Below are 26,237 nucleotides of genomic sequence, written 5' to 3' on the forward strand. Positions count from 1 at the left end.
TTCAATTACCTATTCTCTCCTTTTTGCTTACGAATTTCTTTTTCAACCTTTTTGAGCGCTTTTTTGGAACCACGCTCAAAGTCGTGCTGCATCTTTCGCTCTTGATGCGAAACAAAAAGTGAGTTTAGGTCGTAACCAGGTGGATACAGTTCGCTTGCTGGCAATTCGAGCTCAATGCGTTTAGTGTTTATTTCTTTAAACGCTCCATTATAGAACACGGTCACGTTATTGTAGCTATCTCTTTTTTTATAAATAAGAGCAGATTCTTTCTCATCTAACAGCGTTACTTTATCACCTATTTCATAGTCATACAGCTTTTCTTGCTGTTGTTCCACTACTTTTGGCTTTCGTTTCTTGTTTTCATCGACAAGCGTGAAGTTGTATTCTTTATGTGCCATGTACGCTTTTGCTCGCTCAATAACCGCGTCACTCACATTCATTTTTTTCGAAATCCAAAGCGCATTGCTTTCACCTGACGCTCCAATGACTAGCTGATAAAGTGGCTCTAACGTTTCGCTGTTAAACTTCATGGCCGCGTTCATAAAGTCAGGATGCATTTCAGAGAATCGCTTAATCTCTCCGTAGTGCGTCGTTGCAACGGTCATGCATCCTTTATGGTAAAACTCTTCAATGATTGAAATGGCAAGAGCTGCACCTTCGTTTGGTTCTGTACCGCTTCCGATTTCATCAAATAAAAGCAGCGTCCGGTGATTTGCACTTGCTAAAATGTCCGCCATGTTTTTCATATGAGATGAAAATGTACTTAGCGCGTTTTCAATACTTTGGTGGTCACCGATATCGACAAAAATTCGTTCAAATAAAGAAACTTCTGTTCCTTCTCCCACCGCAATATGAAATCCTGACATCGCAGCAAGCGTAAGCAGTCCAATCGTTTTTAATACAACGGTCTTCCCACCCGCGTTTGGTCCTGTAATAATGAGCCCTCGATATTCTTCACCTATTGTAAAGTTCAAAGGTACAACATTTCCTTTTAAAAGCGGATGTTTTCCATCTACTATGCTGATATAACCATGATCATTTAATCCAGGCTCAACCCCGCTGATGCTGCGGCTATACTTTCCTTTGGCGAATACCATGTCATACTGCGCAATAAGCTCAACGTTGATTTTAATGGCAGGAAGCTGTTCCATTACCAGGCCTGAGAGCGTCGCAAGCACTTGGTACTCTTCTACAGATTCCTCTACCTTTAACGTCGCAAGCTCGTTGTTTAATTTTGCAACGACGGTTGGCTCCATAAAGACCGTTGTTCCTTTTGATGAGACTTCAATAATTGTTCCCTGCACGTGCTTTTTATAAGAAGCTTTTATAGGAATTGTGTAGCGATCATCTTTTTTACTCACAAAAAATTCTTGGATATAGTCTTTGTTCGCACCGCTTCGCAAAAATTTTGCTAAGCGTTCTTGAATGGTTGCTTCTGTTGATTCAATATGGCGACGAATTCGCTTTAACTCTTTACTCGCTTCTGAATCCACTCGATTGCCTTTAATCGCTGCGTTAATTTCTTCTTCAATAGTCCGAAACTCCGTCATGGACTTCGCATACGACGACAGCATCGGGGCAAAGAATTCTTTTTCAAGCATAAACGTCTTTACTCGGCGACACCCTCGTAAAAAGTCAGACACCTCAAGTAAATCACTCGCTTCTAAAAGCATGCCTTTTTCAGCTTTTGTCATAATATGCTTAATTGCTGAGATTCCCATTAAAGGTACGTGGCTTTCTGCATCTAATAATCTTCTTGCTTCTGTCGTTTCGCGCAGGCGCGTTTTGACAACGTCAAGAGATGCGCTTGGCTGTAAGCGATCAAGCAAATCCTTTCCTAAACCGCTAACGCAATAAGATTTCACAAGTTCCTTTAACTCACGATATTGCAATGTTTCAAATGTCATTTCATTCATCTTTTTTACTCCTCACTATGATGGTGTTCATAATGAAGATACCTACTCAATGAGAAGCCAATGAGCAACATATAATACTAAAAATAAACAAAAAAACTGCAGAATCAGTTAGATCCCACAGCTTTCGCACGTATACAAGGCATAAATGTATCACCAAACAAACGCAATTGCTTGCGGTGAATACGCTTTGTATGGGGTGTAGGTATCTTCATAGGCGTCTAAATGAATTCAACACAAACTAAAGGTTACGCATTTTTCTCTTAAAAACGCACCTTCGTCTCGTGTATTCATTTAGCTAAATTAATCCTATTTCGATACTACCCCGCTCATAAAAGCACCTCGTCTAGTTTTGACTTCGTCTCATTGACGTTTTCATTGTTGCTATTATCATATTATATTTGTCTTTTCATGTAAATAGGCAGCTGCCCTTTTTTATCCATGATATGATGGGGTAAACGAAAAAAGGAACTGATACTATGCCCAAAACAATCGCTTGCCTACATGCACACCACTCAAACATCGAAGTCATCGAAAAAATGCTTAGCTCCCATCAAGCTGAACTCATTCATTTCGTCGAACCCGGATTCGACCGACAAAAAGCTGATGCTCACTTTAAACCGGGATTTATTCAAAGTAAGCTCGCCAATACAATGAGCTGGATTTCTTCTTGTCACATGGATGCTATTTTAGTCACATGCACCTTTTTCACAGCCCACCTACCGCTAATGGACCTCTCCGTTCCCATTATTAAAATTGACGAACTATTATTTTCACAGCTAAAAACTGAAAAAAAGCCTGCTATTCTTGCCTTTACTAATCCTCAAACAGTTGACGGTACCATGCAAGCATTAGCTAAATTTGACTCTTCTATAGAAGCTAAGTCTCATCTACTTCCTAATACTTTTCATCTGATTATGAACGGAAAAAAACGAGAGTATCTAGATGCTGTGTCTCAAGGTTTAGCGGCGCTAACAAAAGCGTATCCAGACCACGTAATTTATGCTGCGCAGCTGTCGATGGTGGATGCTGCGGTGGTTGCGAGAGAAGTTGATGGCATTGAGGTTGGGCATTATGGGGAATTGGTTGGGGAAGGATTAACAGAATAATTAAATTTAGCTCGAGTTAAGTTGATCATCTTTTCTCTTCCATATTGTATAATTAAAAAGTTACTACTATTGGTTCTTTCCTATTGATCTTTCTAGCAATTTTTATTATAATAGAAGGTAAGCTTTATTCTAAACCGAAAGGATGTTCTTATTTGGTAATGAAAGATATTAAAGTAGCTGAACTGTTTGCCGGTGTTGGCGGATTTCGTTTAGGCTTAGAAAACGCAGGAGGTTTTGATGTTAGTTGGATGAATCAATGGGAGCCATCCACTAAAAGTCAGCATGCGTTTAACTGCTATATAGAAAACTTTGGAGATGACTCGTCTCATGTAAATGAGGACATCGCGCAAGTATGGAAAGACATCACAGATCACGATTTATTAGTTGGTGGTTTCCCTTGTCAAGACTATTCGGTTGCACGTTCCTTATCTGGTGAAAAAGGTATTCAAGGTAAAAAAGGGGTTCTGTTCTGGGAAATCATGAACATCGTCCAATATAAAAAGCCAAAATACGTTCTTTTAGAAAATGTAGATAGATTGTTAAAATCACCCTCTAAACAACGTGGAAGAGACTTCTCTATAATGTTAACAGCATTTCGTGATGCTGGCTATTACGTTGAGTGGCGTGTAATTAATGCAGCTGATTATGGTTTTGCTCAACGCAGACGCAGAGTTTTTATCTTTGCTTACACAGTTGAAACTGAATTTGCAACACAGCAAGCTAAATTAGATGAAAAAGATATTCTTCATAAAAAAGGGTTCTTTGCTCCTTCATTTAAAGTTGAAAAAGAACCTTCATTAAAACATAAAGATAAATCTGTTACGTTACCACGTGATATCGTCGATGTCTCCGATGAGTTTAGCGAAAATTATCGAAATGCAGGTATTATGCGTGATGGTAAAGTTTATACAGCTGAACTAATTCCTCTGACAAAATCGCCAAAAACTTTGGGTGAAGTAGTCGAAGAAATTTATCAAGAACTCGGTCCAGTAGATGAGAGATTTTACCTTGATGAATCGAAGATTAATAAAAAAGGACGCACTGAACTAGAAGAATTAAAATACCTTAAAGGTCCGAAAAAAATTGAGAGAATTGCACAAACAGGCCATAAATATATTTATTCAGAAGGTGGAATGTCCTTTCCAGACCTCCTTACGCTGCCAGGAAGAACAATGCTAACTAGTGAAGGTACTTCAAACCGCAGTTCACACGTTATTGAAGATCCTTATACTAAACGCCTTCGTTATTTATCACCAGAAGAGTGTGAACGATTAAATGACTTTCCTGCAAAATGGACTGAAACAGGGATGCCTTTAAGAACTCGATATTTTTGTATGGGAAATGCTTTAGTTGTAGGACTAGTAGCATTAATGGGTGAAAGAATTAAAGAGATTTATAATCTAGATATGGAAAAATTTTACGAACAAGGTTTTGAACAACCAACAATGTTATAAGAAAAAGGCTTCTACGGTTAATGTAGAAGCCTTTTTCTTATATTATTCACCAAATCTAGTAATATATACCTTGATATATTATAATTACACTATATCCTTTAATTGTAAAAACACAAATAGTATAAGGAGTTAAGCAATGGAATATCTAACAACTGATGAAGTAATGTTGAAAGCAAAAGAAGCTGAAGGAAAAACATTTAAAGAAATAGACTCTTATAATCGACTCTCTAACAAAAATTCTAAGGGGGGCTTTGGTCAAGTTATTGAAGAGAGCCTATTTGGCTATAAGATTAATTCCGATGCTCGACCAGACTTTGAACATTTAAACTTAGAACTTAAAGTGACCCCTTTTAAGCAAAACAAAAATAAAACATTCTCTGCAAAAGAAAGATTGGTACTTAATATTATTAATTACATGGAAGAAGTTAAGTACACGTTTGAAACATCAAGCTTTTGGAAAAAAAATCAAAACCTTTTATTAATGTTTTACGAATGGATTCCAGGTATAGAGCGCGAAGATTTAAAGGTGTTTAAAAGTATTTTATTTACTTTTCCAGAAGCGGATTTAGAAATTATTAAACAAGATTGGCACACAATAGTTAATAAAATTAAGGCAGGAAAAGCTCATGAACTATCTGAGGGAGATACAAACTACCTCGGTGCTTGCTCTAAAGGAGCTAATAAAAATTCTTTGCGGGAACAACCTAACTCTCCTCTACGTGCTATGCAACGAGCTTTTTCTTTAAAACAATCGTATATGACTGCTCTAGTAAGAAAATATTTACATAGCGATCAATTAGTTAGTTTTACCTCGGCTAACGAGTTAAAAAAGAAATCATTAGAAGAAATTTTAGCTGATAGGTTTGCACCATACAAAGGACTAACACCTACAGAGATGGCTGCACGTTTGAACGTTAACAGTAATCCTAAAGCTAAAAGTTTTATTCCTCAAATTATTAGCTCTTTGCTTGGTATTAAAGGTACGAAATTAGATGGAATTGAAGAGTTTTCCAAAGCAAATATTCAGTTTAAAACAATTAGACTAAAACCTAATGGCGTTCCTAAAGAAAGTATGTCTTTTAAAAATATAGACTTTAATGCTTGGGCTACAGAAAGTTGGGAAGAAAGTGAACTTCGACAAACTTTCTATGACACAAAGTTTTTATTCGTTGTATTTCAATATAAAGAAACTGAAAAAGAGAATCCGAACCGAGAAGTATACTTTAAAGGTATTAAACTTTGGAATATGCCTGTTAATACAATTGAAACCAAGATGAAACAGTTATGGCAAGAAGTAAATACCATTCTTCAAAACGGTGTTGTTATCCAAGAAAAGCCTTACGGCAAATCATCTAGAACACATAATAACTTTCCTAAAAAGGATTTTAACGGTGTAAGCCATATTCGCCCTAAAGCTCAAAATAGCAATGATAAAATAACACTACCAGACGGTCAAATGATTACAAAGCAATGCTATTGGTTAAATGATACTTATATTGCTTCTCTACTTAAAGATTTATATTAAAAAAGTAGCGGTTCATACACCGCTACTTTTTATTAATTCAATCTACCGTTTAAACTACTTATATTAATTACTACAGGCTGCACTTGCTTTAACGTCCCATCAGGTTGTAACATCGGACCGTATACTACACACTGCCCATTCTTTGCGAACTGTACTATCTTGAGAAAGATTTGATGCAATTGCACTAATTTCGTTTTCTGGTGGCATAAAATTAATTATAATAAGATTTAGAGGTGGTTTCAAATATCAACATTTACCTTTAACAGAGCCTTATTAATAAAAAAGGCAGATATTTTAATCTGCCTTAATCTTAAACCGGTCCCTCTTCTTCCCACTCTGCTGATCAAACTTCGCTTTCAGCGCCGCAAGTTCCATATCTAGCGTTTTCATAATGGTCGCAACCTCTTGGTCCGTGTATTCGTAGTTATTTCTGTTTGAGCAGTTTCCAAGCAGCTCCATTAAAGCAATAATTTTGTTTGTTCTGGCTTCCGCTACGCGGATAAAGCGCTCTCTTTTCGTTTCTTTCATAGGCATTCTCCTACCTGACTTTTTATCTGTTTATTCACTTACTATCCAATATACAGAATATACTGATTTCACTCAAGACTTCTTTACTATATTTCACGTATGAGGTAACGTATTTCATATCCATTTTTAATTATATCGGACCTTTTTTCATACTTTTTAACTACTTAAATTAACAAATATTACATTTTATTTTTAAAAAAATCCATAACTTATTCATGTTACGATAAAAGTAGTTCGCACATGAAGAACTTACCACTATTTTGACGGAATGGAGTAATTGAGATGGAGCATGAGTTAAAAGAAATTATTAAAGAATGTAATTTGTTAGTTAAAGCTGAACGCTTTGATGAATTAATGGAGTACTATACTGAGAATACTATTTTAGCAATCAAGCCGGGATAAATAGCTCGTGGAAAAGAGGAAATTAAGTGGGCATTCATTAAAATTGCTCAGCACTGCAACCATACAATTGTTCCAAAAAAATCAAGATGTAACTGGCTATGCGTCATTGATAATTCATACGGAACATCATTAATTGGAAGTGAAGAGAAAGTTTAATACTTATGTTTACCATAAAAAATCCCGCTATCAACTTTATGTTAATAGCGGGATTTTCAACTTCTCTACTACTCTTCATTACTTATAAGGTGGACCTTTCGGCACGTTCCCAAAAGGTGAAGTAGAATACATCATTTCTCTGTATGTAATCATCATGCTTTGACTTTTTATTGCATCGACTTGTTCATTGTAAGATGAAACAAGCTTTTCAATTTCTTCTTCTACCGTTTCTAAAAGCGCGATGCTTTTTGTTTTTTGTTCCTTTGCTTCTTCTACAATCGCGTTTACTACTTTACCTTTGCTATCGTCTTCCACTACAATTTTCTGGATTTTCTTTTCCAATGCGTCGTCAATAGCGGCAATTTTATCCGTGAGCTCTGTAAATTGTTGGGTTCTATCCGTCAAGTCTTCTTGCGGCGAGACGCGCTCAAACATAAACGCTGTTTTGCTTTCAGTTCCTTCCATCTTTTATCCTCCAGGCACATAGTTAAATAGAATACTAAGATCTCGGTCCTTGCTGAAAAGCTGTTCGATATTGGACTTTGTTGACTCTAAAAAGTCTTCGTTATCCGTCAAGCTTTTAGTTAAACCTTCCATCAAGTGAGAAATATCCATGCCGCTTAAACCGTTAAACTGTTCAGTTACTTCTACTTTATCAATTTGCACAGGTGAAAAGTAAGGTAAAAACACGTGCTTTCGTAAAAGCGGAAGCTGACCGCACGGGTTCGTTTCAATATTACGGATATCGCTAAGCACCTTTTGCTTTTGGTTTTCATAATCATCAATAATATGCTCTTGAAACCTTTCAGCAATTTTAGTGATATACGTTTTCTTTTTCTGAAGTTCCTGCTGTCCTTCTTGGTACATGCGCACCGCAGCCGAAATATTAACTTTAATTTCTTGGTTTCCACCAGTCATCAGCACCAAATCATTACCTGAATATCCTTGATTTTTAGAAGCACCTAGCGCATTTAACATCTCGACGATTCCGTGACTTGCAATAATTTCTTCCATAACTGACCCTAGCTCTTCATGTAATCGCTTAGCGCTTGCTTGCATATTTTGCACTTCATGATAAATAGCAATAGCCGCATCCACATCACCAGCCATTACGTTAAACCCGCTGGCCATAGCTGCTTGCCCCGCATATGGACTGTACTTCGTACCTTTCATCATTTCTTCTGACATCTTGCGGTTCTCGTCGATGCTATTAATTTTTTCTTCAATGATTTTTAATGACTTTTCAATGTTCGCAAGCTCTTCCACTGCGACTTGCTTCTGTGCGTTTGTAATATAGCCTGCGTTTTTCAATTCACCAAAAATCACATCTGCATTCGACGTGATGTTCGTAACTTTGTCAAGCAAAGGCGGCACTTTTTTATTGACGTCTGAAATCATGTCATCAAGGTCTTTGCTGAAATACGTGCCAACAGCAGCTCCTACTCCGTCGTTCATAATTTTATCAACGACGTCCATATTCACACCCGTTAAGTCTTCAATCCCTTGATTGTTTCCACCGTTCTGAAATCCCTCTGCATACACTAATGCAAAATCTTGTAAGCTTTTAACCTCTGAATCTGGAATTTTGTCAATAATAGCTTTTAGACCTGGCTTGTCAGGATTCGTATCAATCATGGTGACATCACCCAATGTGAAAAACCCTCGAATATTTGCCAGGGCGTTCAATGGATCATCAGAAGAAATAACCTGGTGAATGACCGTACCTTTTTCTTTATAATACGCTTCTGCGAAAGTTTTAAGTTCGTCTTGAGGCAGAGAGTAGATGGCTTTAGAATCTGCTAAACTTATGTTGAATTTTTTATTTACCTCATCTCTAAATTCAAAATCTTTTTTATAGAGTTGAAAGTATGTTGACTGGGCACCATTTACACTGTAAACTTCGTCAAAATTTCCATTTAGCAATTGTGAAACGGTATTATTATTATGAGCTAACGAATGTGACAAGCCAATGGTACTAGAAATCTCTTCTACTGATGCTCTCTCTTTAAACTCTTTCTGAGCTTCCTTCACAAAAGTGTTAGTACTATCTGCTTGGGCAGTATCTACCCCAGCCTGCATTGCTCGTATATTATACAGCCAATCATCAGCGTTTGTTGTCCCTTGAGATACTACGTACATCTCATTTACGTCCTGTTCTTTTGAATAGATATGTATAGCCGTTCCGTCATAAGAAGAATTCTCATCTTTCACTATTTGATCAATTTCAGAAGAACGCACAACGCTTATTTCTCCCTTTAAAGGCTTACCTGTTTCTTCAATATAAATCCGCTCTACTTCTTGCGCAAACTCTTCTTTACTTATATCCTTATAACCTAGGTCTGTAATTCTTAACCATAGTTCATTTGTTTCTACAAGTTGGTTACCACTCATTTATTGTTCACTTTCTTTCTTCTTTAAAAATTCAACCGAGGAAATTAACTTATACGCACGCTCTTTAAACGTTTCTTCTTGTGGATCACATGGCTTTGTTTTATCCGTACAACGTGTTGAGTAAATAATTTCCACACCTCCCCATCCTTCATCTGGATGAACGTATGCACCATATCCATACGAGCCAGTTTCCTTCCTCTTAAACGGTGCTACGTATGTTACTTTTCCTTTTCCATCAATTTGTTCAAATTTCATATCTTCACCTATACTATTCGTTAAGAGCTCTTTTGCATATCCAATTCCCGTTTCATCGTTCGATAGAACGTTTGTATACTTAACGCTAAGTTGCGCTTCCGTTTTGTCATTATACAGAATACCAGCTAAAAACGCCTCACTGCTTTCACCTTTTCGCGTATAACCAATGCCATCGATTTCTCCACCAGTTGGAAACAACATTTCATACACACTCGTTTTGGATTCAAGCGTATAATATCCTTTTTCCGTTTCTTTTGTCGACTTGATCATTTCTCGCGTAAATTCATCTTGAAGGGCTCTTGTATTTGGCAGTTCCTCCACGGCCACTTCGCTCGGCTTCTGTTCTACTGGTCTTGTTTCGTTTGATTGTTCTTCATTCATTTGACACCCTCCTATGACAAGGCTACTGAGAAGTAAGGCTACAATTCCTTTTCGTTTTATGAACATTTGGTGCCTCCTACTTTCTTTCTATGTATACATTCTTCTATTATAGAAAAACTTGGTTAGTTTTTACATTGGGCTTTTTACTTAAAAATGGATTTTTGTAGGTTTTTGGAACTATCATCGTTTAATTCTTACAGAGTAAATTTACTTATGTATTCTAACTGATTTTCTGTTTATTTGGTTCTTACTGATCTGCATTTTGATTGAATTGTGCTAGTTCGAGTACTATCATTTATTGTTTAACCTCATTTTTGTTTAAGAATTCAACCGAGGAAATTAACTTATACGCACGCTTTTTAAACATTTCTTCTTGTGGATCACATGGCTTTGTCTTGTCTGCACAACGCGTTGAGTAAATAATTTCCAACCCTCCCCAACCTTTATCAGGATGAATATAGGCTCCATAACCATATGTACCAAACTCCTTCGTCTTAAACGGCGCTACATACGTCACTTTTCCTTTTCCATCAATTTGGTTAAACGTCATGTCTTCACCTACATTATTCGTTAAAAACCTTTTGGCGTATTCAATGTCCTTTTCATCATTTGATAGTAGTGTCGTATACCTAACGCTAAGCTCGGCTCCTGCTTTGTCATCATACATAATACCTGCTAAAAATGACTCACTGCTCTCGTCTTTTCGCGTATAACCAACCCCATCAATTCCTCCACCAGTTGGAAACAACATTTCATACACACCGGTTTTGGATTCAAGCGTATAATACCCTTTTTCCGTTTCTTTTGTCGATTTAATCATTTCTCGTGTAAATTCATCTTGAAGGGCTCTAGTATTTGGCAATTCTTCTGTCGCCACTTCGCTTGGCTTTTGGTCTAGGGACTTTGTTTTCTTTGATTGTTCGTCACTCATTTGACAGCCGCCTACGACAAGACTACTGAGAAGTACGAGTATGATTCGTTTTCGTTTTATGAACATTTGGTGCCTCCTGATTTTATGTTTGTGTAATAACGTGTAACACTTATTTTTCAGCCTCATTTTTGTTTAAGAATTTTACTGAGGAAATCAACTTGTACGCACGCTTTTTAAACGTTTCTTCTTGTGGATCACATGGCTTTGTCTTGTCTGTACAACTTGTTGAGTAAATAATTTCCAATCCCCTCCAACCTTTATCAGGATGAACGTATGCACCATAACCATACGAACCAGTTTCCTTCATCTTAAAAGGCGCTATGTACATTACCTTTCCTTTTACATCAATTCGTTCAAACGTCATGTCTTCACCTATGTTTTTTGTTAAGAATCTTTTGGCGTATTCAATATCTGTTTCGTCATTTGATAGAATTGTATTATAATTAATTCTAAGTTCTGCTGACGATTTATCCTCATACAAAATACCGGCTAAGAATGACTCACTACTTTCACCATTTTGCTTATAACCAATCCCATCGATTCCTCCTCCAGCTGGAAACAACATTTCATACTCCCCCGTTTTGGATTCAAGCGTATAGTATCCTTTTTCCGTTTCCTGTGCGGATTTCAGCATGCTGCGCGTAAATTCATCTTGGAGTGCTCTTGCTTTTATTTGTTCTTCTGTTGTCGCTTCCGGTTGCGTTTCTTCCTGTTCGTTTACGCTTTGACAAGCTGTGAGGCTCAACGTTACTATCAGTAAAGCGGTGAATCTTTTTAAATTTAAACGCATTGTATATCCTTACCTCCTGTTGTTACAGATCATCAAGTGAAACGACTTCTCCAGTTATAGCATTTACAGCGTAATGGCAGTCTAGCTTTCCGCAAAGAACGTACCTTCCTTGTTTGCGGTCATAAACATAGCATGGCGTCAGTATCATGAAGTCGCGAAGCCTCTTTAAGGCTTCTTGTTTCGTTATTATAACTTTATCCGCTGCTCTAAATGCTAAATACAAGTCAATAAAAGACTTATTGTCCATATAGTTTAAGACTTCATATGTATTGGAATGAATAAATAGTTTAAGTTGTCTTTTAAACACCCGTTCAGCTTCATGCTTTGCTTGTAGTTTTGCAAGCAAATAGCCCTCAGAGCGGCTTAGAGATTGTAAAACCCATTTTCCAGAATCGCTGCTATATACTTGTGCCAAAAATTGTTGAACCGCTACCACACTATTTTTAATCTCTTTTTCCGTTATTTTTCTTAAATCAGGATGCGGTTCTTGATTTTCTATTTGATTCTGTGAAAGACTTTCTGTTGCGTTTATTTCTTTACGCTGAAACGCTTTATCAATAGCGTGGCTCCATTCAATTACTTTATGAACGTCAACATGTGATCTTTCATCTTCGACTAATTGAAACGGTATCAGCGACAAATCGCGATTTCGTATGTATACTTCTTCAATTGCATAAGCAGGCGTCATTTTTTCCGTCTTCATATTTGGAAATTCAGCTAACTTTAGCTGCTCAGCCACAATGTGCTTCACTTGCGGTAGAGTAAGCTCATACTTTTCTCTGTTAAACGTCTCTTTCTTTGAAAAATCTCCGTTGATTGAGAAAAATGTTAAATTCCCCGCTTCATCCACTTCAACTTCAATCAATCCAGATGGCGATACGGAAACACCGTTTAGGATTTTTCTAAAGGACATTCGCTTGTCCTTACGCTTATGAAATACAAAATGAGTGCCTTCTTGAAGTCCCGTTTCGCTCTCAATCCAACGAACAACAGCATTCGAGTCTTCAATCGAAAGCTTGACACCTTCAGCATAAGAAATCCCGCCAACGAAAATAGCAGTTGTAAACAGTCCTGTGTGAAAATCGACTTCCACTACAGCTGTTCCAGTAGGGTTAAGATCTTCATCTAACAAGTCTTGTTCATGATTGGGAAACCACTCCATTGAAAGTGTATAGACTGTGTCTCCTAAAATAGTAGCACTGCGCCTAACGTCTGAACGATATAAATAGTAGTCTTGCAAGCCCAATTTTTCTTTTGTATGTTGAATGAGTTCATTTATTCTTGATTTCATTTGATTCTCCTTATCCTATTCCATAGTTTGGTAGATTTACCCACTATGATAAGGGAGAAACGCATTTTTTACAATTATTTTCCACAAACACTTTTAGAGCTTTCCTTTCCGATAAGCAAGTGGAGTCATTCCCATCATTTTTTTAAACTGATCAATAAAGTAGCTGGTGCTGTTAAATCCCACTTCAAAGGCTACGTCCGTAATGCTTTTTTCCTCTTGCTTTAAGAGCAGAATACTTTTTTGAATGCGATACTTCATCACGTACTGAAGCGGCGTAACGTCTAGCATCCGTTTAAAATAGCGGCAGCACTCAGATCGGCTTATTTGACCGGATGCTGCAATATCATCGAGAGTAATTTTTTCGCTATAGTTCATATGCACCCACGTTAACATAGCTTTTATGCGCTGATTTTTCACTTCTTCTGTGTACACGTACTGCTTCTGAAAAGCGTGAACCAAGAGCTGTTTCCAAACCTTAATAAGATTAGCCGTAATCTCAATTTCAAACAGCGGTTCTTTCGTTTGCACAAGCTTGCGAATGACAAATAAAGCTTGTTGAATAGCTCTGCTCCACTCTTTGCTTCCATCAATCAATACATACGATAAGTTGGTGGATTGAACGTAAGGCAAAACGTAAGTTGTATAGAGCTCTTGAGGTAAAAAAAGATGCGGAAGCACGTTTAAACAAATATACACGCAGCCCGTTTTCTTCAGATCTTCTGCCATATGCAAGCAGCCGCTGTTAATAAAGAGTCCATCCCCGCTACGCAGCTTAATTTTTTCTTCGTTCACTTGAAAAACCGCTTCTCCTTTTAAAACGTAGATGAGCTGAATTTCATCGTGCCAGTGAAGCGGAATGTAACCGCTGGCGTGTTCTAGTATCGTCGTCTCATAGCAAGCAATCGGCAGCGCTCCCGTATAGTGCTTCGTTAGCTCTTTTAAGTTTTGTTCATTGATTAAAAACTGCTTAAACTTCATAGTCCACCTCAATATTTTTATATTTTTAAGCTCGATTTGAATATAAATACGCATTTTTTCTCTTTATGATTATACTATCATGATATTTTGTAAAGGTAGGAAATCAAATGAAATCTAATCGACGTGCTGGCTTATTATTCGTGATTGTGGGCGCAACGTTTTGGGGAATTGGAGGAACAGTAACAAAAAAGCTGTTTCAAGACTATGAAATTGACGTCAACTGGCTGGTGACCACGCGTTTATTACTAGCCGGCTTGCTGCTTTTACTTTTAAGCTGCTTTGGTAAAAATCGCCGGGAAGTCCTTTTCATTTGGAAAGAAAAGCAGACGGCTCTTCAGCTTGTCACTTATAGCATATTGGGCATGCTTGGCGTACAGTATACATATATGGCAGCTATTCATCATGGAAATGCAGCCGTCGCAACGCTGCTTCAATATTTAGCACCCGTCATTATTATTGTATACTTGCTGTTTCGAAGACAAATGCGTTTTACTAGACAAGACGGAACGATCCTTTTATTAGCTTTAACCGGATGCTTCTTCCTTCTTACAAACGGGTCGCTCTCAACGCTTTCTGTGCCCTATCTAGCCATCGTATGGGGACTGCTTTCTGCGGTATGCTCCGCTTTTTATACCCTGTATGCAGTTCGGCTTCTTAAACGATTTGACTCTTTGGTTGTTGTTGGATGGTCAATGGTGGTTGGCGGAGTTGCACTTAGCTTTATTCGGGCGCCTTGGGAAGCTCATTTTGACACATTTACGTTTGCTGCGTACGGCTACTTGCTCTTTGTCATCATCTTTGGAACGATGCTGGCGTTTTGGCTTTATATTAAAAGCTTAGATAGCCTCCCCCCAAAAGAAACAAGTTTGCTAGGAAGTCTGGAGCCTCTTGCTGCTGTATTGACAACGGTCTTTTGGCTTCAGCAGCCGTTTGGATTCTTTCAGTGGCTGGGAGCTGCTTGTATCTTTGGCGTTGTTTTTTTACTTACGCTTCAAAAAGCTCCTAAAGCAAAAACGCTTGAACAAGAAAGTCCCCCTCTCAAAATCTCTTAAATGATGAGAGGAGGATCTTTCTCTATAGTTTATTTAACTGGCGTTTGAACGTCTTTGGTGGTTTCAATACTTTTAATTTTAAGCTTATCTTCACCTTTTAGCTCGACGCGATAGATTCGATTCTTTACAAACTTCGTACTGGCATCATACGAATCAGTAAACGTGTACTCTTCTGTTGCATACACCGAATACTTACCTTCACCCGTCTTTTCAACTTTACTAACAAGCAGTTGATCATTGGCAAACGACACGTTTTTTCCAGCTAAAGACGTAATATACGCTTCTAAATCACTATACACTTGCGCATCTTCATCGATATAAGGTGCCATTCCGCTAAAGTCACCGCTGTTTAAGCTCGAAAAATAAGCGGCTTTATAAGACCCTACAAAGTTGTGAATCTCTGTTTCACTCACGTCTTTTACAGGCTTTGATTCATTTTCTGCTGATTGCTTATCTTTTGCTTCTGCTTTTTCTGTCATAGCTGGTGCCGTGTTATCATCCGTAACCCCGCGGCCAAAATTCATATACACAACAAAAATGAGCACGATTGCAAGAACAGCCCCTACGAAAAAGGGAAACGTTCGCTTTGTTTTTTGCTGTTTTTCTAAAACCGGATAGTCGGCTGTAACTGGAACGCTTAGCTTTTTTTCTTTCACTTGCAAACTAGCAAAATAAGAAGGAAGAGAAACAGGTGACATACGTTCCGTCACGGTAAGCATTTGTACTTCTTCAGCAACTTCAATAAATTCAGCAATAGCTGAGCTTCGGTACAGGTCTGCTACTTGGTCGAACGCTTCAATTTCTTTTCCTTGAAAAAACGTTCGTGAAGCGTTCATAAACGATGATAGCCATTTATAATGCGCATCCATTTCTTCGACGTAGCTTACTTTCTCGATTTGTTTTTGTAACTGTTGTTGAGCACGCTCGCTATCGTTTATCATTTCATTAATTTCTTTTTCAATAGCCCGCAGTGCCTCGATAGCGTATGCTTTCATATCAGCTTCAAGATTCGCAAAACTGTTCTTCAAACCAGGTAAGTCGATTTCTTCGAGCTGTTTATTTGCTACGGTAAGACGGCGAATGCTTTCATTGTATTCGTGCTGCTTCGTACGAAACGCAGTTGCTGTTTGTTTTGTAATATACCGCTTTTTTCGGAGCTGATTCCATTCTTCAAGCAGCTCACTTTCTTGCTTTTGAGCAGTTAAAGCATCTTCTTTTAACCCTTCACGCTTTTGATCAACATCCATAAACGTTGGCAAATACTCTGCGCACTTCGCTTCAAGATTCGCTAGCTTTTTTGTTTGACCATATGCTGATATAGCATCGAAAAAACGATTTAACAAGCTTGTCATCTCAGACGATGTGTTAATTTTCGTTTCAAAAAGGCTTAGTATATCTGTATGTAGTTGTTTTAACTTCTCTACTCGGCGCAAGTTTTGACTGCGAGCTTCCAGAAAAGCTGGATAATCTGTTGAAAGCAGCGTTGTCACTAAAAATTCTCCGTTAGTCATATCATACTGCTTGCGCTCTGTTTTCACTACTTTATAAACCTCATGCAGCTCTTTAGAAACTTCCATCATAAACTCTTGTTCCGTCAGCTGATGAAGCTTGTCCTTTACGTTATGTAAATGGCGTGAGCGCAGCGGTTCTTTTTCGTTATATAAGCTCAGCCATTCTTGCAGCATCTCATAAGCTGCTTCATTCCATTTAATTGTGCTCATGTAGTTATTCACCCGTTAATTCAATATTTTCTACTATCACTATACAGGAATTTCACGAGATTTCCAGACAAAAATAGCTATACGATAACCCGCATAGCATCTCGACATCAATATTCGTAAGCTTTTAACTCTTCTTCAAATACCATTTGCATCGCGGTAAAATCATCTGGATGGGCCTTCATCGCATCATGTAGGTGGTTTAGCTCAAACTGCGAAGTAATCTCGTATTCTTTTAAATATTCATAGCTTTCTAGCTGTTCTTTAACCACGTACTGCTGCATCGTTTTGTTCTTAGGATATTTCTCTTCGGCAGCTTGATAAACCGCATGCTCAACCTCTTTTTTATCTAATGACAAAATTGGATTCGTAAGAGTAGCTGAAAAAGCCGTTGGCGTATCATGACTGGTTGCCGTTTGACCTGCGAGCTTATCTTCAAGCTCAGACAGCTGCATTTTTACGTGTTCAAGCTGCTTTAAAGCCTGATTTTTTTCTACGAGGACTTCTTTCTTTTCTTCTGTCAGTTCAGCAAGCTCTTCTTCTAGCAGTGAAATTTTTTGATAGCTCGTAATAATAAGTGCAGAACAAAATAAAAAGACAATCGTTAGCGCAAGCATCAGCGCAAGAAACCACCATTTTTTATAAAGAGGCATTGGAACTGTTGACATGTAAAACCCCTCCTTTATAGCTTGGCACACTCTTTTAATACCCATGTATATGCGTAAAGAAGGGATTTTATTTATTGATAGACGGCTAAAACGTTTTTAATACAAACTCTTTAAAATTCTGCACGGCTGGTGAAATGTATCTTCCTTTAACCCAAGCTATGCCAATAAGACGTTCGCATTTCGGGTAGTGGATTGGAATTTTCACGATATGACTTTGATCTACTCCTTTTAAATCCGGCAAAATCGATACGCCAAGCCCAGCGGCCACAAGCCCCGCAACCGTGTCTGCTTCTTCTCCTTCAAAGGTTACGTGAGGATTCACACCCACTTCATGAAGAAACTGCTCAACCGTGACGCGTAGGCTAAACCCTTTTTTCAAATGAATAAACGGTCCTTCTACTAGCTCTTCAATGGTTATTGCTTCTTTTGTGGCAAAAGCATGATTCGTCGGCACAATCGCAAATAACTCTTCTCTCCAAAGCTCTTTCCACGCTACGGGTTCTTTAATACCCATGGGAGAGATTAAGCAAATGTCTAACTCTCCTTTTTCCAGTTGATCTAGTAGAATATGCGTTGGACTCTGTCTAAGTGAAAAGTTGACCTTGGGATACTGTCTGCGAAATTCCACAAGCAAATCAGGTATGAGGTTGGTGCTCAGCGTATGTAAAAACCCTAGAGAAACCTGACCTTGTTCAGGGTCAAGTAAATGCTGAATCTCTTGCTTCCCTTTCTCAAATTCACTCATCATATTCGTAACGCTTTTTAGTAGAATTTCACCGTACTGATTTAAGCGAATCGATCTTCCCTGTCGTTCAAAGAGTGAAACACCGATTTCCTCTTCAAACCGAGCTAGCGACCTGCTTAAAGCGGGTTGCGTAATAGAAAGCTCCTTGGCTGCTTTTGTCATATGCTGTAAGCGTGCTAAAGTCTGGAAATACTCAAATTGCTGCCATTCCACCTCGTTTGACACCCCTTCCACTCATTACATAAATGCATTAAAATCATGATAACTATGCATTATACATTATATATCAGAAGTGATAGGATATACAGGAGAGAAATTCTTCTATAGCTATAGAATCGAAATTAATAATCAAAAGGATGGATAAAACATGTGTGGAGAATATAATCATGAACAAGTGATGATAGTATGAGCTATATTCAGCAGGGAACAAAAGCGTTTCGCAAAACGAGCTTTGCATTTTTTGCAGCGGGCTTCAATACTTTTGCCATTCTTTATTGCACTCAGCCATTAATGGTAACGTTCACAAACGAATTTGATGTTTCACCGACTATCGCAAGCTTATCACTATCCATCACAACTATTACCCTCGCCATCAGTATGCTTGTCTTTGGTTCCCTTTCTGAAGTCTGGGGTCGAAAACCTGTGATGGTTTATTCAATGTTTGCTGCTTCTGCGCTTTGCATTTTAACAGCTTTTAGTCCTAATTTTTATATATTATTAGCATTTCGAGCACTCGTCGGAATCGCTTTAGCAGGGTTACCGGCCGTTGCAATGGCTTATCTTGGCGAAGAGATTGAAAGAAAAAGCTTAGGTGCAGCCATGGGATTATACATTAGTGGAAATGCAATTGGAGCCGTAGCGGGGCGCGTTATTTCAGGAGTTGTCAACGACGCAGCCAGCTGGCATTTCTCCATTGGATTAATTGGAATTATTAGCTTAGTTGCTACAATTATTTTTTGGCGCAGCCTACCTGCTTCAACAAATTTTGTACCGCGTAGCCTCAATGTCATAAGTTTAGGAAAATCACTAGTTGATCACTTAAGAGATCCTGGCTTACTCTTTTTATTCTGTATTGGCTTTTTGCTATTAGGAAGCAACGTTGCTTTGTTTAATTACATCGGCTACGTGCTAACCGCTAAGCCTTACGGACTCAACGAATCTGTTATCAGCTGGATTTTTATTATTATGATGATTGGAACATTCAGCTCGATTTGGAACGGAAAGCTCATTGATCACCACGGTAAACAGCCCATCTTGCTTGTGAACCTACTCGTTTCGTTTGCAGGTGCCTGCCTTACGTTGGAAACCCACTTACTCTTAAAAGTTATCGGTATTGGCCTCTTTACCTTCGGCTTTTTCGGCGCTCACTCCATCGCTAGCAGCTGGGTGGGACAGCGAGCCCTGCGCAACAAAGCACAAGCTTCGTCCTTATATTTATTTTTATACTATACGGGTTCAAGCGTCGGCGGGACTCTAGGCGGGATATTCTGGTCACACTACGGCTGGCACGGCGTTATTGGAATGATCGGTGGATTTCTACTGACTGCCGGAATATTAACCGCTTGCTTATCAAAAGTAAACGTCAAATCAACTGCGCTTGTAAAAGCAAAGGAAAGCTATTAAAGAAGGTGCTATAAACAGTAAAAAGCTCTGTGAGAATAATTCACAGAGCTTTGGGTTTGTTATCATTCACGAAAAATGGCTGAACTTTTTTAACAGGAAAAGAAACTGACATGACCTACTATTTAGATTATTTTCACTAACTTTTTTGTAAAAATACTATCTTTTTCACTTGGGCTCATACATCATCTTCTTCCCCTCTTTACTCAAACCACTTGTCACCGTCGGAAATCCACTTGTTTTGATGCAAGTCCAAGCAAAGGTCGTGGTCGTGGAAGCTAAAATAACTTGGAAGCTTGATGGAAGAGCCACCCGCTTCTAACCAACAGCTATAAAACCAGCTTGCAATGGCCTTATGTTCTGCTTCTTCAACCTCTTCGTTCTCCTCATAAAACTCCCAAAATGCGTCTTCTTCCTCTTCCGATAAATAATTGTAATTTATTTCTTCACTAATCGTGAAGCTTCCAGCAAACTCATCGCTTCTGCTTTCTTCTCCAAACACTTCATTTGCATCACGGTCCATCGAAAACATCGTAATGGACAAATCCAATACCTGTGGAAAAGCAGTAAAGTCGAGCAGGTCAATCTCTGAATGGAAGGTAAATTGAGTCACCTTCCTTAGCTCCTTCACAACTGACTGTGAGTACTTTTCAAGCTCACGCTGGATGTGAGAAGCGTGCTGTTCACTTGTATACATAGAGAAACACCCACCTTTTTCATGATATTGAATATTCTACCATATATAAAAATAACATGTAATTCAGGAGTATCGTTATGCTAAAAATCCTAGTTCTATTTACTGGGATTTTTATTAATATATATTTTACTCCTGGCAATCTACGGACCAATTGAACGCCAAAAATGTTTTCTCAACTAGTGGTTCTTTATTGTGCTGAACACACGTATTTTTTGCATACGTAAACGAATGATAATTCAAAGCTACTGCTAGCATGGCAGAGCCGAAAAATATGGTAGCTACTATATAGACTTTTGTGCTTTTAGGCAAACCATGCTCCTCCCTGTTCATCTGATTTTTATACACGTTTAGCCTGGACTGGTTTCAAGCATTAGTTTGTACTCCTCTTCTGAAAACACCTTAATTGAATGTCTTCGTAAAAGAGCTGTTGTCACTCCCATTCCGGTAACTTGTTCCCCTTGAAACGTGCCGTTGTAGATCATCGAACTTCCGCATGAAGGACTGCTTTCTTTTAACACCACAACAGTTGCGTTTAGCTCTTGTGCTTTTTCAAGCGTTTGATAAGCTCCTTGTATGTACAAACTCGTCACGTCTCTACCTGATTTTCCAATCACGCTCGCCGTTCCGTCTAGCACATCTTCAGCGCTTCCTCCAACAATTTCTGCTGGCTCGCGCGGCGTGGTAAAACCACCTAAAAGCTCGGGGCAGACTGGAACGGCTTTTTTCGTTTGAATTAGCGATTGGATAGCTGAAAGTCCACAAGACGTACCGTTATAACGAACCGGCATTCCTGCTAAGCATGAGCTGACTAAAATCATCTTTCCTCCTCCAATTCTTTCAATCTCCTTCTATAGCTTTTCCTTTTTTCTATTAAACCTAAAGTCTCTTATCAAAAAGAAATGACAGTTCATACTGTATTATTTACGTCGCTTTAATTCCTGCCCCGCAAAGTGGAATAACGACTTTCTCTGTTGATTCACAAGCATATCGCAAATACCCAGCATAATTCGCAGCTGTCGTTGGCTCAACGTAAAATCCTTTTTCAGCAAGCATTGTTCTTGCTTTTTGAATATCTTCTTCACTCACACGAATAACATCTCCACCTGTATCACGAATAGCTGATAAAATTTGCTTAGAGCGAGCCGGAGCCGCAATGGCGATTCCTTCTGCTAAAGTAGGTTGTCCTGAAATCGGCATGGCTTCTTTTTCTCCTCTTTTAAATGCTTGTTGAATTGGAGAACAGTTTTTGACTTGTACAGCTACAATTTTAGGAACTTTTTTGATTAATCCGTTCTCTTTTAGCTCTTTAAATCCATAGTATGCACCTAAAAGCAGCGTTCCGTTTCCAACAGGCACAATGAGTGTATCAGGTGCTCCGTTCAGCTGCTCCCAAATTTCGTACGCATACGTTTTAGTACCTTCATAGAAATAGGGATTATATACATGGCTTGCGTAGAACTTCTCTTCATTATGAACTGCTTGCTGAGCAGCGGCTGCAACGTCTTCCCTTGTTCCGTTCACTTCTCGTACGCGCGCTTCGTGAGCTTTTATTTGCGCCACCTTTTTTGGAGACGTACCGCTTGAAAGAAAAATGTCACAGGCAATGCCGGCTCTTTTGGCATAGGCTGCAATCGCTGTGCCAGCATTTCCGCTGCTATCCGCAATGATGCTTTCTACCTTTAACTCTTTTGCTTTTGCAATCAATACGGCTGCTCCGCGATCTTTAAAGGAGAGCGTAGGCATCATGTAATCAACTTTGACATACGTATTGGGGGCATTTGGTTCTAAGGAGATAAGCGGCGTGTTGCCTTCTCCCATTGTTACTCGCTTCCAGCTGTCTGCTTCTTTTGAAAAAGGCAGTGCATCAACATAGCGCCACATCGTTGGCAGGTGGTGATGAATGTTTTCACTTTGGAAAGCTACCTTTTCTTTTAACAAATCCAATACTCCTCCACATTTGCACTTCCACAGCATGTCTTTCACAGGGTACGTTTGATGACACTCGCTGCATATATATGCTTCATTCATGTAAACCTCTCCCTTCGTTTAACTACCTATATTATACAATAGTAGAAAAATTCTTCGTTTGTTGTCAAATTTTTCTTACCACGCTAGTATATAGTAGTATAGGCGAAAAAAAGGAGAGATTTTATGAGACAAAACCTTGTAAAGCTTGGTTATTTACTGGGCATTTCGTTAGTGTTGGCAGGAATACTGTATTTCTTTGCATCAAACTGGCAAGGGTTTGACCGCTATACAAAAATCGCCTTAAGCATGGCAATGATGCTTTTATTTTACGGAAGTGGATTTGTTAGCAGAATGCTGTTACCTCACCAAGCATTTCTTAGTCACTGGCTGCTCGTTGCAAGCTCCATTTCATTTGGTTTAAGCACTGCGCTCATCGGGCAAATCTATAACTCTCATGCAGACGGGTATTGGTTATTTTTCATTTGGCTCTTACCAGCCGTTTTATTTAGTGTATTTACAAAATATCAGCCGTTTTATGTTCTTTCGTTTATCTTACTTCAGCTCACCATGTACTTTTATATTTCACCAACTGCCGTTTTCCACCGAACAGAAAATGAAGAAATTTTTCTTTACCTTACAATGGCATTTATCAACGCTCTTATCTTTCTATTCGTAAAAAATCAATATGTAAAGTCGCCTATTGTAATGTATGGTGCTTTTATTGTCATTCACTTCATCTTTTTAAGCATTTCACAACCAAATTATACTGTGCTAAGCGTAAGCGTTTTGATTGCTTATATCGCTCTATCAATTGTTTCATTGTTTTATTTTTCAAAAGTACAATCACACAAAGGATTGTTAGGAATTTCAATCGTTGCCGCTGCGCTGCTCGTTGTCCAGCAAGTTTTGTGGTATCTGTTCGATAACTACAGTGAGCTCACCTTATTTTTGGTACTTGGATTTGTTTTTTTATTTGTTGCAGCAAGCGTTTGGTTTATCAACTGGTTATCTCTTCACACTGATGCTCAACAAAAATCGCTGCGTGTCATCAAACAAATTATTATCATAGGAATTACGGCAATCGCTTCTATTTTAGGTAGCATATCCATTGGTGGACTTGTAACGCTCTTTACCGGCGAGTATTCACAAAACTTCATGATGCTGATTGGAACAGCCATTATGCTTTCGTTTTTCGTTATCAAAGCGGCTGTTCCAACCGTTAAGTATACCCTTTTTATGACGGGCTTTTTAATCAGCGGAGTATCCGCATTCTTTGTATACGATGCGCTGTTCTTTATCTATTTTGTACTCTTTGTATCACTTCTATGGTTTGCTAAACAAAAATCCCTGCGCGTAGCCATCTACACGCTTGCTCAGCTGTTGATACTTATTAAGCTACCAACAACTTATTATGAAGCTATTCAACTTGATTACGTTTTAATTGCGCTCATTCTTTTAAATGTCATTGTGTGTTGTTTGACAGCTTGCCTACCTTTTAAAAGAAGCTCACTTTTGCTTACGTTTATCTTTTCACTTTCCCTTATTGGAAGCGTGAATTCACCTACTCTAAACATAACCTACAGCATCTTGTTCTTTGCTTTTTCTACGGCGTTTCTCTTTAAAAGCGTGCGGAAAGATAAGAAATTTGAGTTTACAGCTTCGATTATTTTTTGGTTTATCTTTTTAGGAACGCAATATTATGACTACCTTTGGGATCTTCTCGATAAATCGTTCGCACTTTTGCTATTAGGTGCTTTATTTACCGCATGTAGCTATAAGTTTGATCTTGTTGAAAAACAACACCCTTCCTTTATCGAGCAACATAAAAAAAGAATAGTATTCATCATTGCTTTACAGCTTATGATTCTTGGCGGATTGTTTATGAAAAATGAAATACTTCTCCAAAGTGGAAAAGAAGTGAAGCTCGAGCTAGCTCCGTTAGATCCACGCTCTCTTTTACAAGGAGACTATGTGGAGCTACATTATGAAATTTCTGATATTGAATTAGAAAAGGTTAAAGATGGTCAACGTGTTCAACTGCTGCTTCGCAAAAATAAACAAGGTGTTTTCGAATACGCAAAGCAGTATAAAATTCATGATAAGTGGAATTCTCCTTATCAAGCAAAGAAAGATGATGTTCTCATAACAGGTACGTACTACAGCTGGGGAATTCAATACGGCATTGAGCATTACTTTATTCCAGAAGGAACCGGTTTACAAATCGAGCAAGAAGCAAAGCATGCCAAAGTCAAGGTTGGAAAAAATGGAGATGCAATTTTAGTAGAGGTAACACCATAACAAAGAGAACCATTCCTTGCATTTTTTGTCCAGGGAATATTTTTTACTATTTTTACCTATTCTGTTAAAATAGTCTTGTAGAAAGGTGTGAATAAAATGAGTATTAATACGTATTTAATAAGGCTTTCCTTCATGATTATGTTGATATTTGGCGGTATATTTATTTTTCGCTATGTCAAAACGAACGAATTACTGCTGGATTCGCTGCTCCCTTTTGCAGTAGCCTTTCTTTTACTACTTAGTTCCGTTATTTGGCGCAAAAAAAATGAGAAAAGAGCTTAGCTAAAAATGAGACAAAGTGGAGATGTGTATATGAAAACTCATAATAGAACACCTGAAAATGAGCGAGAACAGCTGCGCCAAAAGGAATTAGAAAGTAATCCTGCCGGAAACTTACGAGATGCTATAGACCGTGCGCAAATTGACACTTCTCCTAATGGAGCTGGAGGCTCGGACTGGAAAAGTACTGGAATTTCACTTATTGTTTTAATAACTGGATTCTTTGTAGTAGCCATCTTTCTTACCTAATGAGCGTGGAATTGTAGCAGATACGTATACTAAAAAACGTGTAGAGATGTCTCTACACGTTTTGCTTTGCTAGCATCTTTTTATAGGTTGATATCTTATGAGTTAACATCTCTTCTGTAATGATTAAGGTTTGAAGCTGCTCTTGGATAGCAAGGTGATGATTCTCTAAAAGTTCAAGGCGAGCTTGAAGAATTAAAAGCTGCTGTGAAAGAAATAAACGCAGAGAGTGACGTTGTGATTTATACAGCAGACCTAGCAACAGCAGAAAATGCGTATACCCTTTACGAAGATTTAAAAAAATATGAGATTGAAACATGGATTAACAATGCCGGCTTTGGTAACTTTGCGTCAGTTGGTGAACAAGATTTAAACAAAATCGGTAAAATGCTTCACTTAAATATTGAAGCCTTAACCATTTTATCTTCTCTATACGTTCGGGATTATGAAAATGTGGAAGGTACACAGCTACTAAACATTTCATCAGCCGGTGGGTATAATATCGTACCAAACGCCGTAACGTATTGCGCAACAAAGTTCTACGTCAGTGTATTTACAGAAGGCCTTGGCCAAGAACTTCAAGCAAAAGGTGCAAAAATGAAGGCAAAAGTGCTGGCACCAGCCGCTACTGAAACCGAGTTTGCTGATCGTGCTCGTGGAACAGCAGGATTTGACTATAAAGGTAATGTACCAAAATATCATACAGCAAAAGAGATGGCAGGCTTCTTATTAGATTTATATGACGGAGATAAAATTGTCGGTATTGTAGACGGGCACACGTATGAATTTGAGCTTTGTGATCCTATCTTTAACTATGCGGGAAATCGATAAGCAAACAAGCA

General features: G+C 38.4%; 23 protein-coding genes and 3 pseudogenes. 9 read left to right on the forward strand and 17 right to left on the reverse strand.

Annotated features, from left to right (window positions below; all coding sequences use genetic code 11):
* Positions 1–5 precede the first annotated feature (5 nt).
* Positions 6–1,916 (reverse strand): endonuclease MutS2, encoded by a 1,911-nt coding sequence (locus tag LZP85_RS09550; RefSeq protein WP_234562185.1) that lies wholly within the window; start codon positions 1,914–1,916, stop codon positions 6–8.
* A 476-nt stretch (positions 1,917–2,392) separates the two neighbouring features.
* Here LZP85_RS09550 and LZP85_RS09555 point away from each other — a divergent pair, with 476 nt between their 5' ends.
* The 3 genes from LZP85_RS09555 to LZP85_RS09565 all read left to right on the forward strand — a co-directional run bounded on the left by LZP85_RS09555 (position 2,393) and on the right by LZP85_RS09565 (position 6,001).
* Complete coding sequence (locus LZP85_RS09555; RefSeq protein WP_234562187.1) at positions 2,393–3,022, forward strand: hypothetical protein; 630 nt, start codon at positions 2,393–2,395, stop codon at positions 3,020–3,022.
* A gap of 158 nt (positions 3,023–3,180) precedes the next feature.
* Entirely contained in the window at positions 3,181–4,476 is a 1,296-nt protein-coding gene (gene dcm / locus LZP85_RS09560) for a DNA (cytosine-5-)-methyltransferase (RefSeq protein ID WP_234562189.1), read from the forward strand.
* A 136-nt stretch (positions 4,477–4,612) separates the two neighbouring features.
* Positions 4,613–6,001 (forward strand): Sau3AI family type II restriction endonuclease, encoded by a 1,389-nt coding sequence (locus tag LZP85_RS09565; RefSeq protein ID WP_061786537.1) that lies wholly within the window; start codon positions 4,613–4,615, stop codon positions 5,999–6,001.
* Positions 6,002–6,033: 32 nt separating this feature from the next.
* Here LZP85_RS09565 and LZP85_RS20890 read toward each other — a convergent pair.
* Positions 6,034–6,217, reverse strand: a pseudogene (locus tag LZP85_RS20890) (hypothetical protein); the annotation flags it as partial.
* A 78-nt stretch (positions 6,218–6,295) separates the two neighbouring features.
* Positions 6,296–6,529, reverse strand: coding sequence for a hypothetical protein (locus LZP85_RS09570; RefSeq protein ID WP_197414243.1), 234 nt, complete (start codon positions 6,527–6,529; stop codon positions 6,296–6,298).
* Positions 6,530–6,811: 282 nt separating this feature from the next.
* On the opposite strand from LZP85_RS09570, the pseudogene LZP85_RS09575 reads away from it, so the two are divergent.
* Positions 6,812–7,087 (forward strand): annotated as a pseudogene (locus tag LZP85_RS09575) (hypothetical protein).
* 78 nt (positions 7,088–7,165) lie between these two features.
* Here the strand turns inward: LZP85_RS09575 and LZP85_RS09580 are convergent.
* From LZP85_RS09580 to LZP85_RS09610, 7 genes are all read right to left on the reverse strand, one after another.
* Positions 7,166–7,552: a hypothetical protein gene (locus LZP85_RS09580; protein WP_119542760.1), complete on the reverse strand. Its 387-nt coding sequence runs from the start codon at positions 7,550–7,552 to the stop codon at positions 7,166–7,168.
* 3 nt (positions 7,553–7,555) lie between these two features.
* Entirely contained in the window at positions 7,556–9,478 is a 1,923-nt protein-coding gene (locus tag LZP85_RS09585; RefSeq protein WP_234562190.1) for a DUF6792 domain-containing protein, read from the reverse strand.
* Positions 9,479–10,114 (reverse strand): hypothetical protein, encoded by a 636-nt coding sequence (locus LZP85_RS09590; RefSeq protein ID WP_234562192.1) that lies wholly within the window; start codon positions 10,112–10,114, stop codon positions 9,479–9,481. It lies immediately after the preceding gene.
* A gap of 295 nt (positions 10,115–10,409) precedes the next feature.
* Positions 10,410–11,111: a hypothetical protein gene (locus LZP85_RS09595; protein WP_234562194.1), complete on the reverse strand. Its 702-nt coding sequence runs from the start codon at positions 11,109–11,111 to the stop codon at positions 10,410–10,412.
* A 43-nt stretch (positions 11,112–11,154) separates the two neighbouring features.
* Complete coding sequence (locus LZP85_RS09600) at positions 11,155–11,835, reverse strand: hypothetical protein (protein WP_234562196.1); 681 nt, start codon at positions 11,833–11,835, stop codon at positions 11,155–11,157.
* A 22-nt stretch (positions 11,836–11,857) separates the two neighbouring features.
* Positions 11,858–13,126 carry a hypothetical protein gene (locus tag LZP85_RS09605; protein ID WP_234562197.1) on the reverse strand — a complete coding sequence of 423 codons (1,269 nt, stop codon included), beginning with the start codon at positions 13,124–13,126 and terminating at the stop codon, positions 11,858–11,860.
* 93 nt (positions 13,127–13,219) lie between these two features.
* Positions 13,220–14,104: an AraC family transcriptional regulator gene (locus LZP85_RS09610; RefSeq protein ID WP_078989669.1), complete on the reverse strand. Its 885-nt coding sequence runs from the start codon at positions 14,102–14,104 to the stop codon at positions 13,220–13,222.
* A 107-nt stretch (positions 14,105–14,211) separates the two neighbouring features.
* Here LZP85_RS09610 and LZP85_RS09615 point away from each other — a divergent pair, with 107 nt between their 5' ends.
* A complete protein-coding gene (locus tag LZP85_RS09615; protein ID WP_206782656.1) occupies positions 14,212–15,156 on the forward strand; it encodes an EamA family transporter in 945 nt (314 codons plus the stop codon).
* Between the two features lie 29 nt (positions 15,157–15,185).
* On the opposite strand, the gene LZP85_RS09620 is transcribed toward LZP85_RS09615, so the two are convergent.
* The 3 genes from LZP85_RS09620 to LZP85_RS09630 form a co-directional block, all read right to left on the reverse strand.
* Positions 15,186–16,877, reverse strand: coding sequence for a TcaA NTF2-like domain-containing protein (locus tag LZP85_RS09620; protein ID WP_206782657.1), 1,692 nt, complete (start codon positions 16,875–16,877; stop codon positions 15,186–15,188).
* A 107-nt stretch (positions 16,878–16,984) separates the two neighbouring features.
* The gene (locus LZP85_RS09625; protein WP_061784946.1) at positions 16,985–17,542 is read right to left on the reverse strand and encodes a hypothetical protein; all 558 of its coding nucleotides are present in this window, start codon (positions 17,540–17,542) and stop codon (positions 16,985–16,987) included.
* 85 nt (positions 17,543–17,627) lie between these two features.
* Positions 17,628–18,500, reverse strand: coding sequence for a LysR family transcriptional regulator (locus LZP85_RS09630; RefSeq protein WP_234562199.1), 873 nt, complete (start codon positions 18,498–18,500; stop codon positions 17,628–17,630).
* A 192-nt stretch (positions 18,501–18,692) separates the two neighbouring features.
* On the opposite strand from LZP85_RS09630, the gene LZP85_RS09635 reads away from it, so the two are divergent.
* A complete protein-coding gene (locus LZP85_RS09635) occupies positions 18,693–19,910 on the forward strand; it encodes an MFS transporter (protein ID WP_206833614.1) in 1,218 nt (405 codons plus the stop codon).
* A 199-nt stretch (positions 19,911–20,109) separates the two neighbouring features.
* On the opposite strand, the gene LZP85_RS09640 is transcribed toward LZP85_RS09635, so the two are convergent.
* The 4 genes from LZP85_RS09640 to thrC form a co-directional block, all read right to left on the reverse strand.
* A complete protein-coding gene (locus tag LZP85_RS09640; RefSeq protein ID WP_206833615.1) occupies positions 20,110–20,604 on the reverse strand; it encodes a hypothetical protein in 495 nt (164 codons plus the stop codon).
* 126 nt (positions 20,605–20,730) lie between these two features.
* The gene (locus LZP85_RS09645; RefSeq protein WP_139109178.1) at positions 20,731–20,913 is read right to left on the reverse strand and encodes a hypothetical protein; all 183 of its coding nucleotides are present in this window, start codon (positions 20,911–20,913) and stop codon (positions 20,731–20,733) included.
* A gap of 38 nt (positions 20,914–20,951) precedes the next feature.
* On the reverse strand, positions 20,952–21,422 hold the full coding sequence (locus LZP85_RS09650; RefSeq protein WP_226638908.1) for a 2-thiouracil desulfurase family protein: 471 nt from the start codon (positions 21,420–21,422) through the stop codon (positions 20,952–20,954).
* A 103-nt stretch (positions 21,423–21,525) separates the two neighbouring features.
* Entirely contained in the window at positions 21,526–22,632 is a 1,107-nt protein-coding gene (thrC, locus tag LZP85_RS09655; protein ID WP_226638910.1) for a threonine synthase, read from the reverse strand.
* A 123-nt stretch (positions 22,633–22,755) separates the two neighbouring features.
* Between thrC and LZP85_RS09660 the strand changes: the two genes are divergently transcribed.
* The 3 genes and pseudogenes from LZP85_RS09660 to LZP85_RS09670 all read left to right on the forward strand — a co-directional run.
* Complete coding sequence (locus LZP85_RS09660) at positions 22,756–24,870, forward strand: GDYXXLXY domain-containing protein (RefSeq protein ID WP_234562201.1); 2,115 nt, start codon at positions 22,756–22,758, stop codon at positions 24,868–24,870.
* A gap of 312 nt (positions 24,871–25,182) precedes the next feature.
* On the forward strand, positions 25,183–25,398 hold the full coding sequence (locus LZP85_RS09665) for a DUF6366 family protein (protein ID WP_119542737.1): 216 nt from the start codon (positions 25,183–25,185) through the stop codon (positions 25,396–25,398).
* Positions 25,399–25,578: 180 nt separating this feature from the next.
* Positions 25,579–26,226, forward strand: a pseudogene (locus tag LZP85_RS09670) (SDR family NAD(P)-dependent oxidoreductase); the annotation flags it as partial.
* Positions 26,227–26,237 lie beyond the last annotated feature (11 nt).

Origin of the sequence: Priestia flexa, from assembly GCF_021441905.1 — a bacterium.
In the GTDB taxonomy this organism is placed as follows: domain Bacteria; phylum Bacillota; class Bacilli; order Bacillales; family Bacillaceae_H; genus Priestia; species Priestia flexa.

Bases quoted from the DNA above. Each gene is read 5' to 3' on its own strand.
- LZP85_RS09555 (WP_234562187.1), top strand. From the start codon at position 2,393: ATGCCCAAAACAATCGCTTGCCTACATGCACACCACTCAAACATCGAA.
- LZP85_RS09590 (WP_234562192.1), bottom strand. From the start codon at position 10,114: ATGAATGAAGAACAATCAAACGAAACAAGACCAGTAGAACAGAAGCCG.
- LZP85_RS09610 (WP_078989669.1), bottom strand. From the start codon at position 14,104: ATGAAGTTTAAGCAGTTTTTAATCAATGAACAAAACTTAAAAGAGCTA.
- LZP85_RS09635 (WP_206833614.1), top strand. From the start codon at position 18,693: ATGAGCTATATTCAGCAGGGAACAAAAGCGTTTCGCAAAACGAGCTTT.
- LZP85_RS09660 (WP_234562201.1), top strand. From the start codon at position 22,756: ATGAGACAAAACCTTGTAAAGCTTGGTTATTTACTGGGCATTTCGTTA.
- LZP85_RS09585 (WP_234562190.1), bottom strand. From the start codon at position 9,478: ATGAGTGGTAACCAACTTGTAGAAACAAATGAACTATGGTTAAGAATT.
- LZP85_RS09595 (WP_234562194.1), bottom strand. From the start codon at position 11,111: ATGTTCATAAAACGAAAACGAATCATACTCGTACTTCTCAGTAGTCTT.
- LZP85_RS09600 (WP_234562196.1), bottom strand. From the start codon at position 11,835: ATGCGTTTAAATTTAAAAAGATTCACCGCTTTACTGATAGTAACGTTG.
- LZP85_RS09570 (WP_197414243.1), bottom strand. From the start codon at position 6,529: ATGAAAGAAACGAAAAGAGAGCGCTTTATCCGCGTAGCGGAAGCCAGA.
- LZP85_RS09550 (WP_234562185.1), bottom strand. From the start codon at position 1,916: ATGAATGAAATGACATTTGAAACATTGCAATATCGTGAGTTAAAGGAA.
- LZP85_RS09565 (WP_061786537.1), top strand. From the start codon at position 4,613: ATGGAATATCTAACAACTGATGAAGTAATGTTGAAAGCAAAAGAAGCT.
- LZP85_RS09665 (WP_119542737.1), top strand. From the start codon at position 25,183: ATGAAAACTCATAATAGAACACCTGAAAATGAGCGAGAACAGCTGCGC.
- dcm (WP_234562189.1), top strand. From the start codon at position 3,181: ATGAAAGATATTAAAGTAGCTGAACTGTTTGCCGGTGTTGGCGGATTT.
- LZP85_RS09605 (WP_234562197.1), bottom strand. From the start codon at position 13,126: ATGAAATCAAGAATAAATGAACTCATTCAACATACAAAAGAAAAATTG.
- LZP85_RS09625 (WP_061784946.1), bottom strand. From the start codon at position 17,542: ATGTCAACAGTTCCAATGCCTCTTTATAAAAAATGGTGGTTTCTTGCG.
- LZP85_RS09650 (WP_226638908.1), bottom strand. From the start codon at position 21,422: ATGATTTTAGTCAGCTCATGCTTAGCAGGAATGCCGGTTCGTTATAAC.
- LZP85_RS09615 (WP_206782656.1), top strand. From the start codon at position 14,212: ATGAAATCTAATCGACGTGCTGGCTTATTATTCGTGATTGTGGGCGCA.
- LZP85_RS09640 (WP_206833615.1), bottom strand. From the start codon at position 20,604: ATGTATACAAGTGAACAGCACGCTTCTCACATCCAGCGTGAGCTTGAA.
- LZP85_RS09620 (WP_206782657.1), bottom strand. From the start codon at position 16,877: ATGAGCACAATTAAATGGAATGAAGCAGCTTATGAGATGCTGCAAGAA.
- thrC (WP_226638910.1), bottom strand. From the start codon at position 22,632: ATGAATGAAGCATATATATGCAGCGAGTGTCATCAAACGTACCCTGTG.
- LZP85_RS09580 (WP_119542760.1), bottom strand. From the start codon at position 7,552: ATGGAAGGAACTGAAAGCAAAACAGCGTTTATGTTTGAGCGCGTCTCG.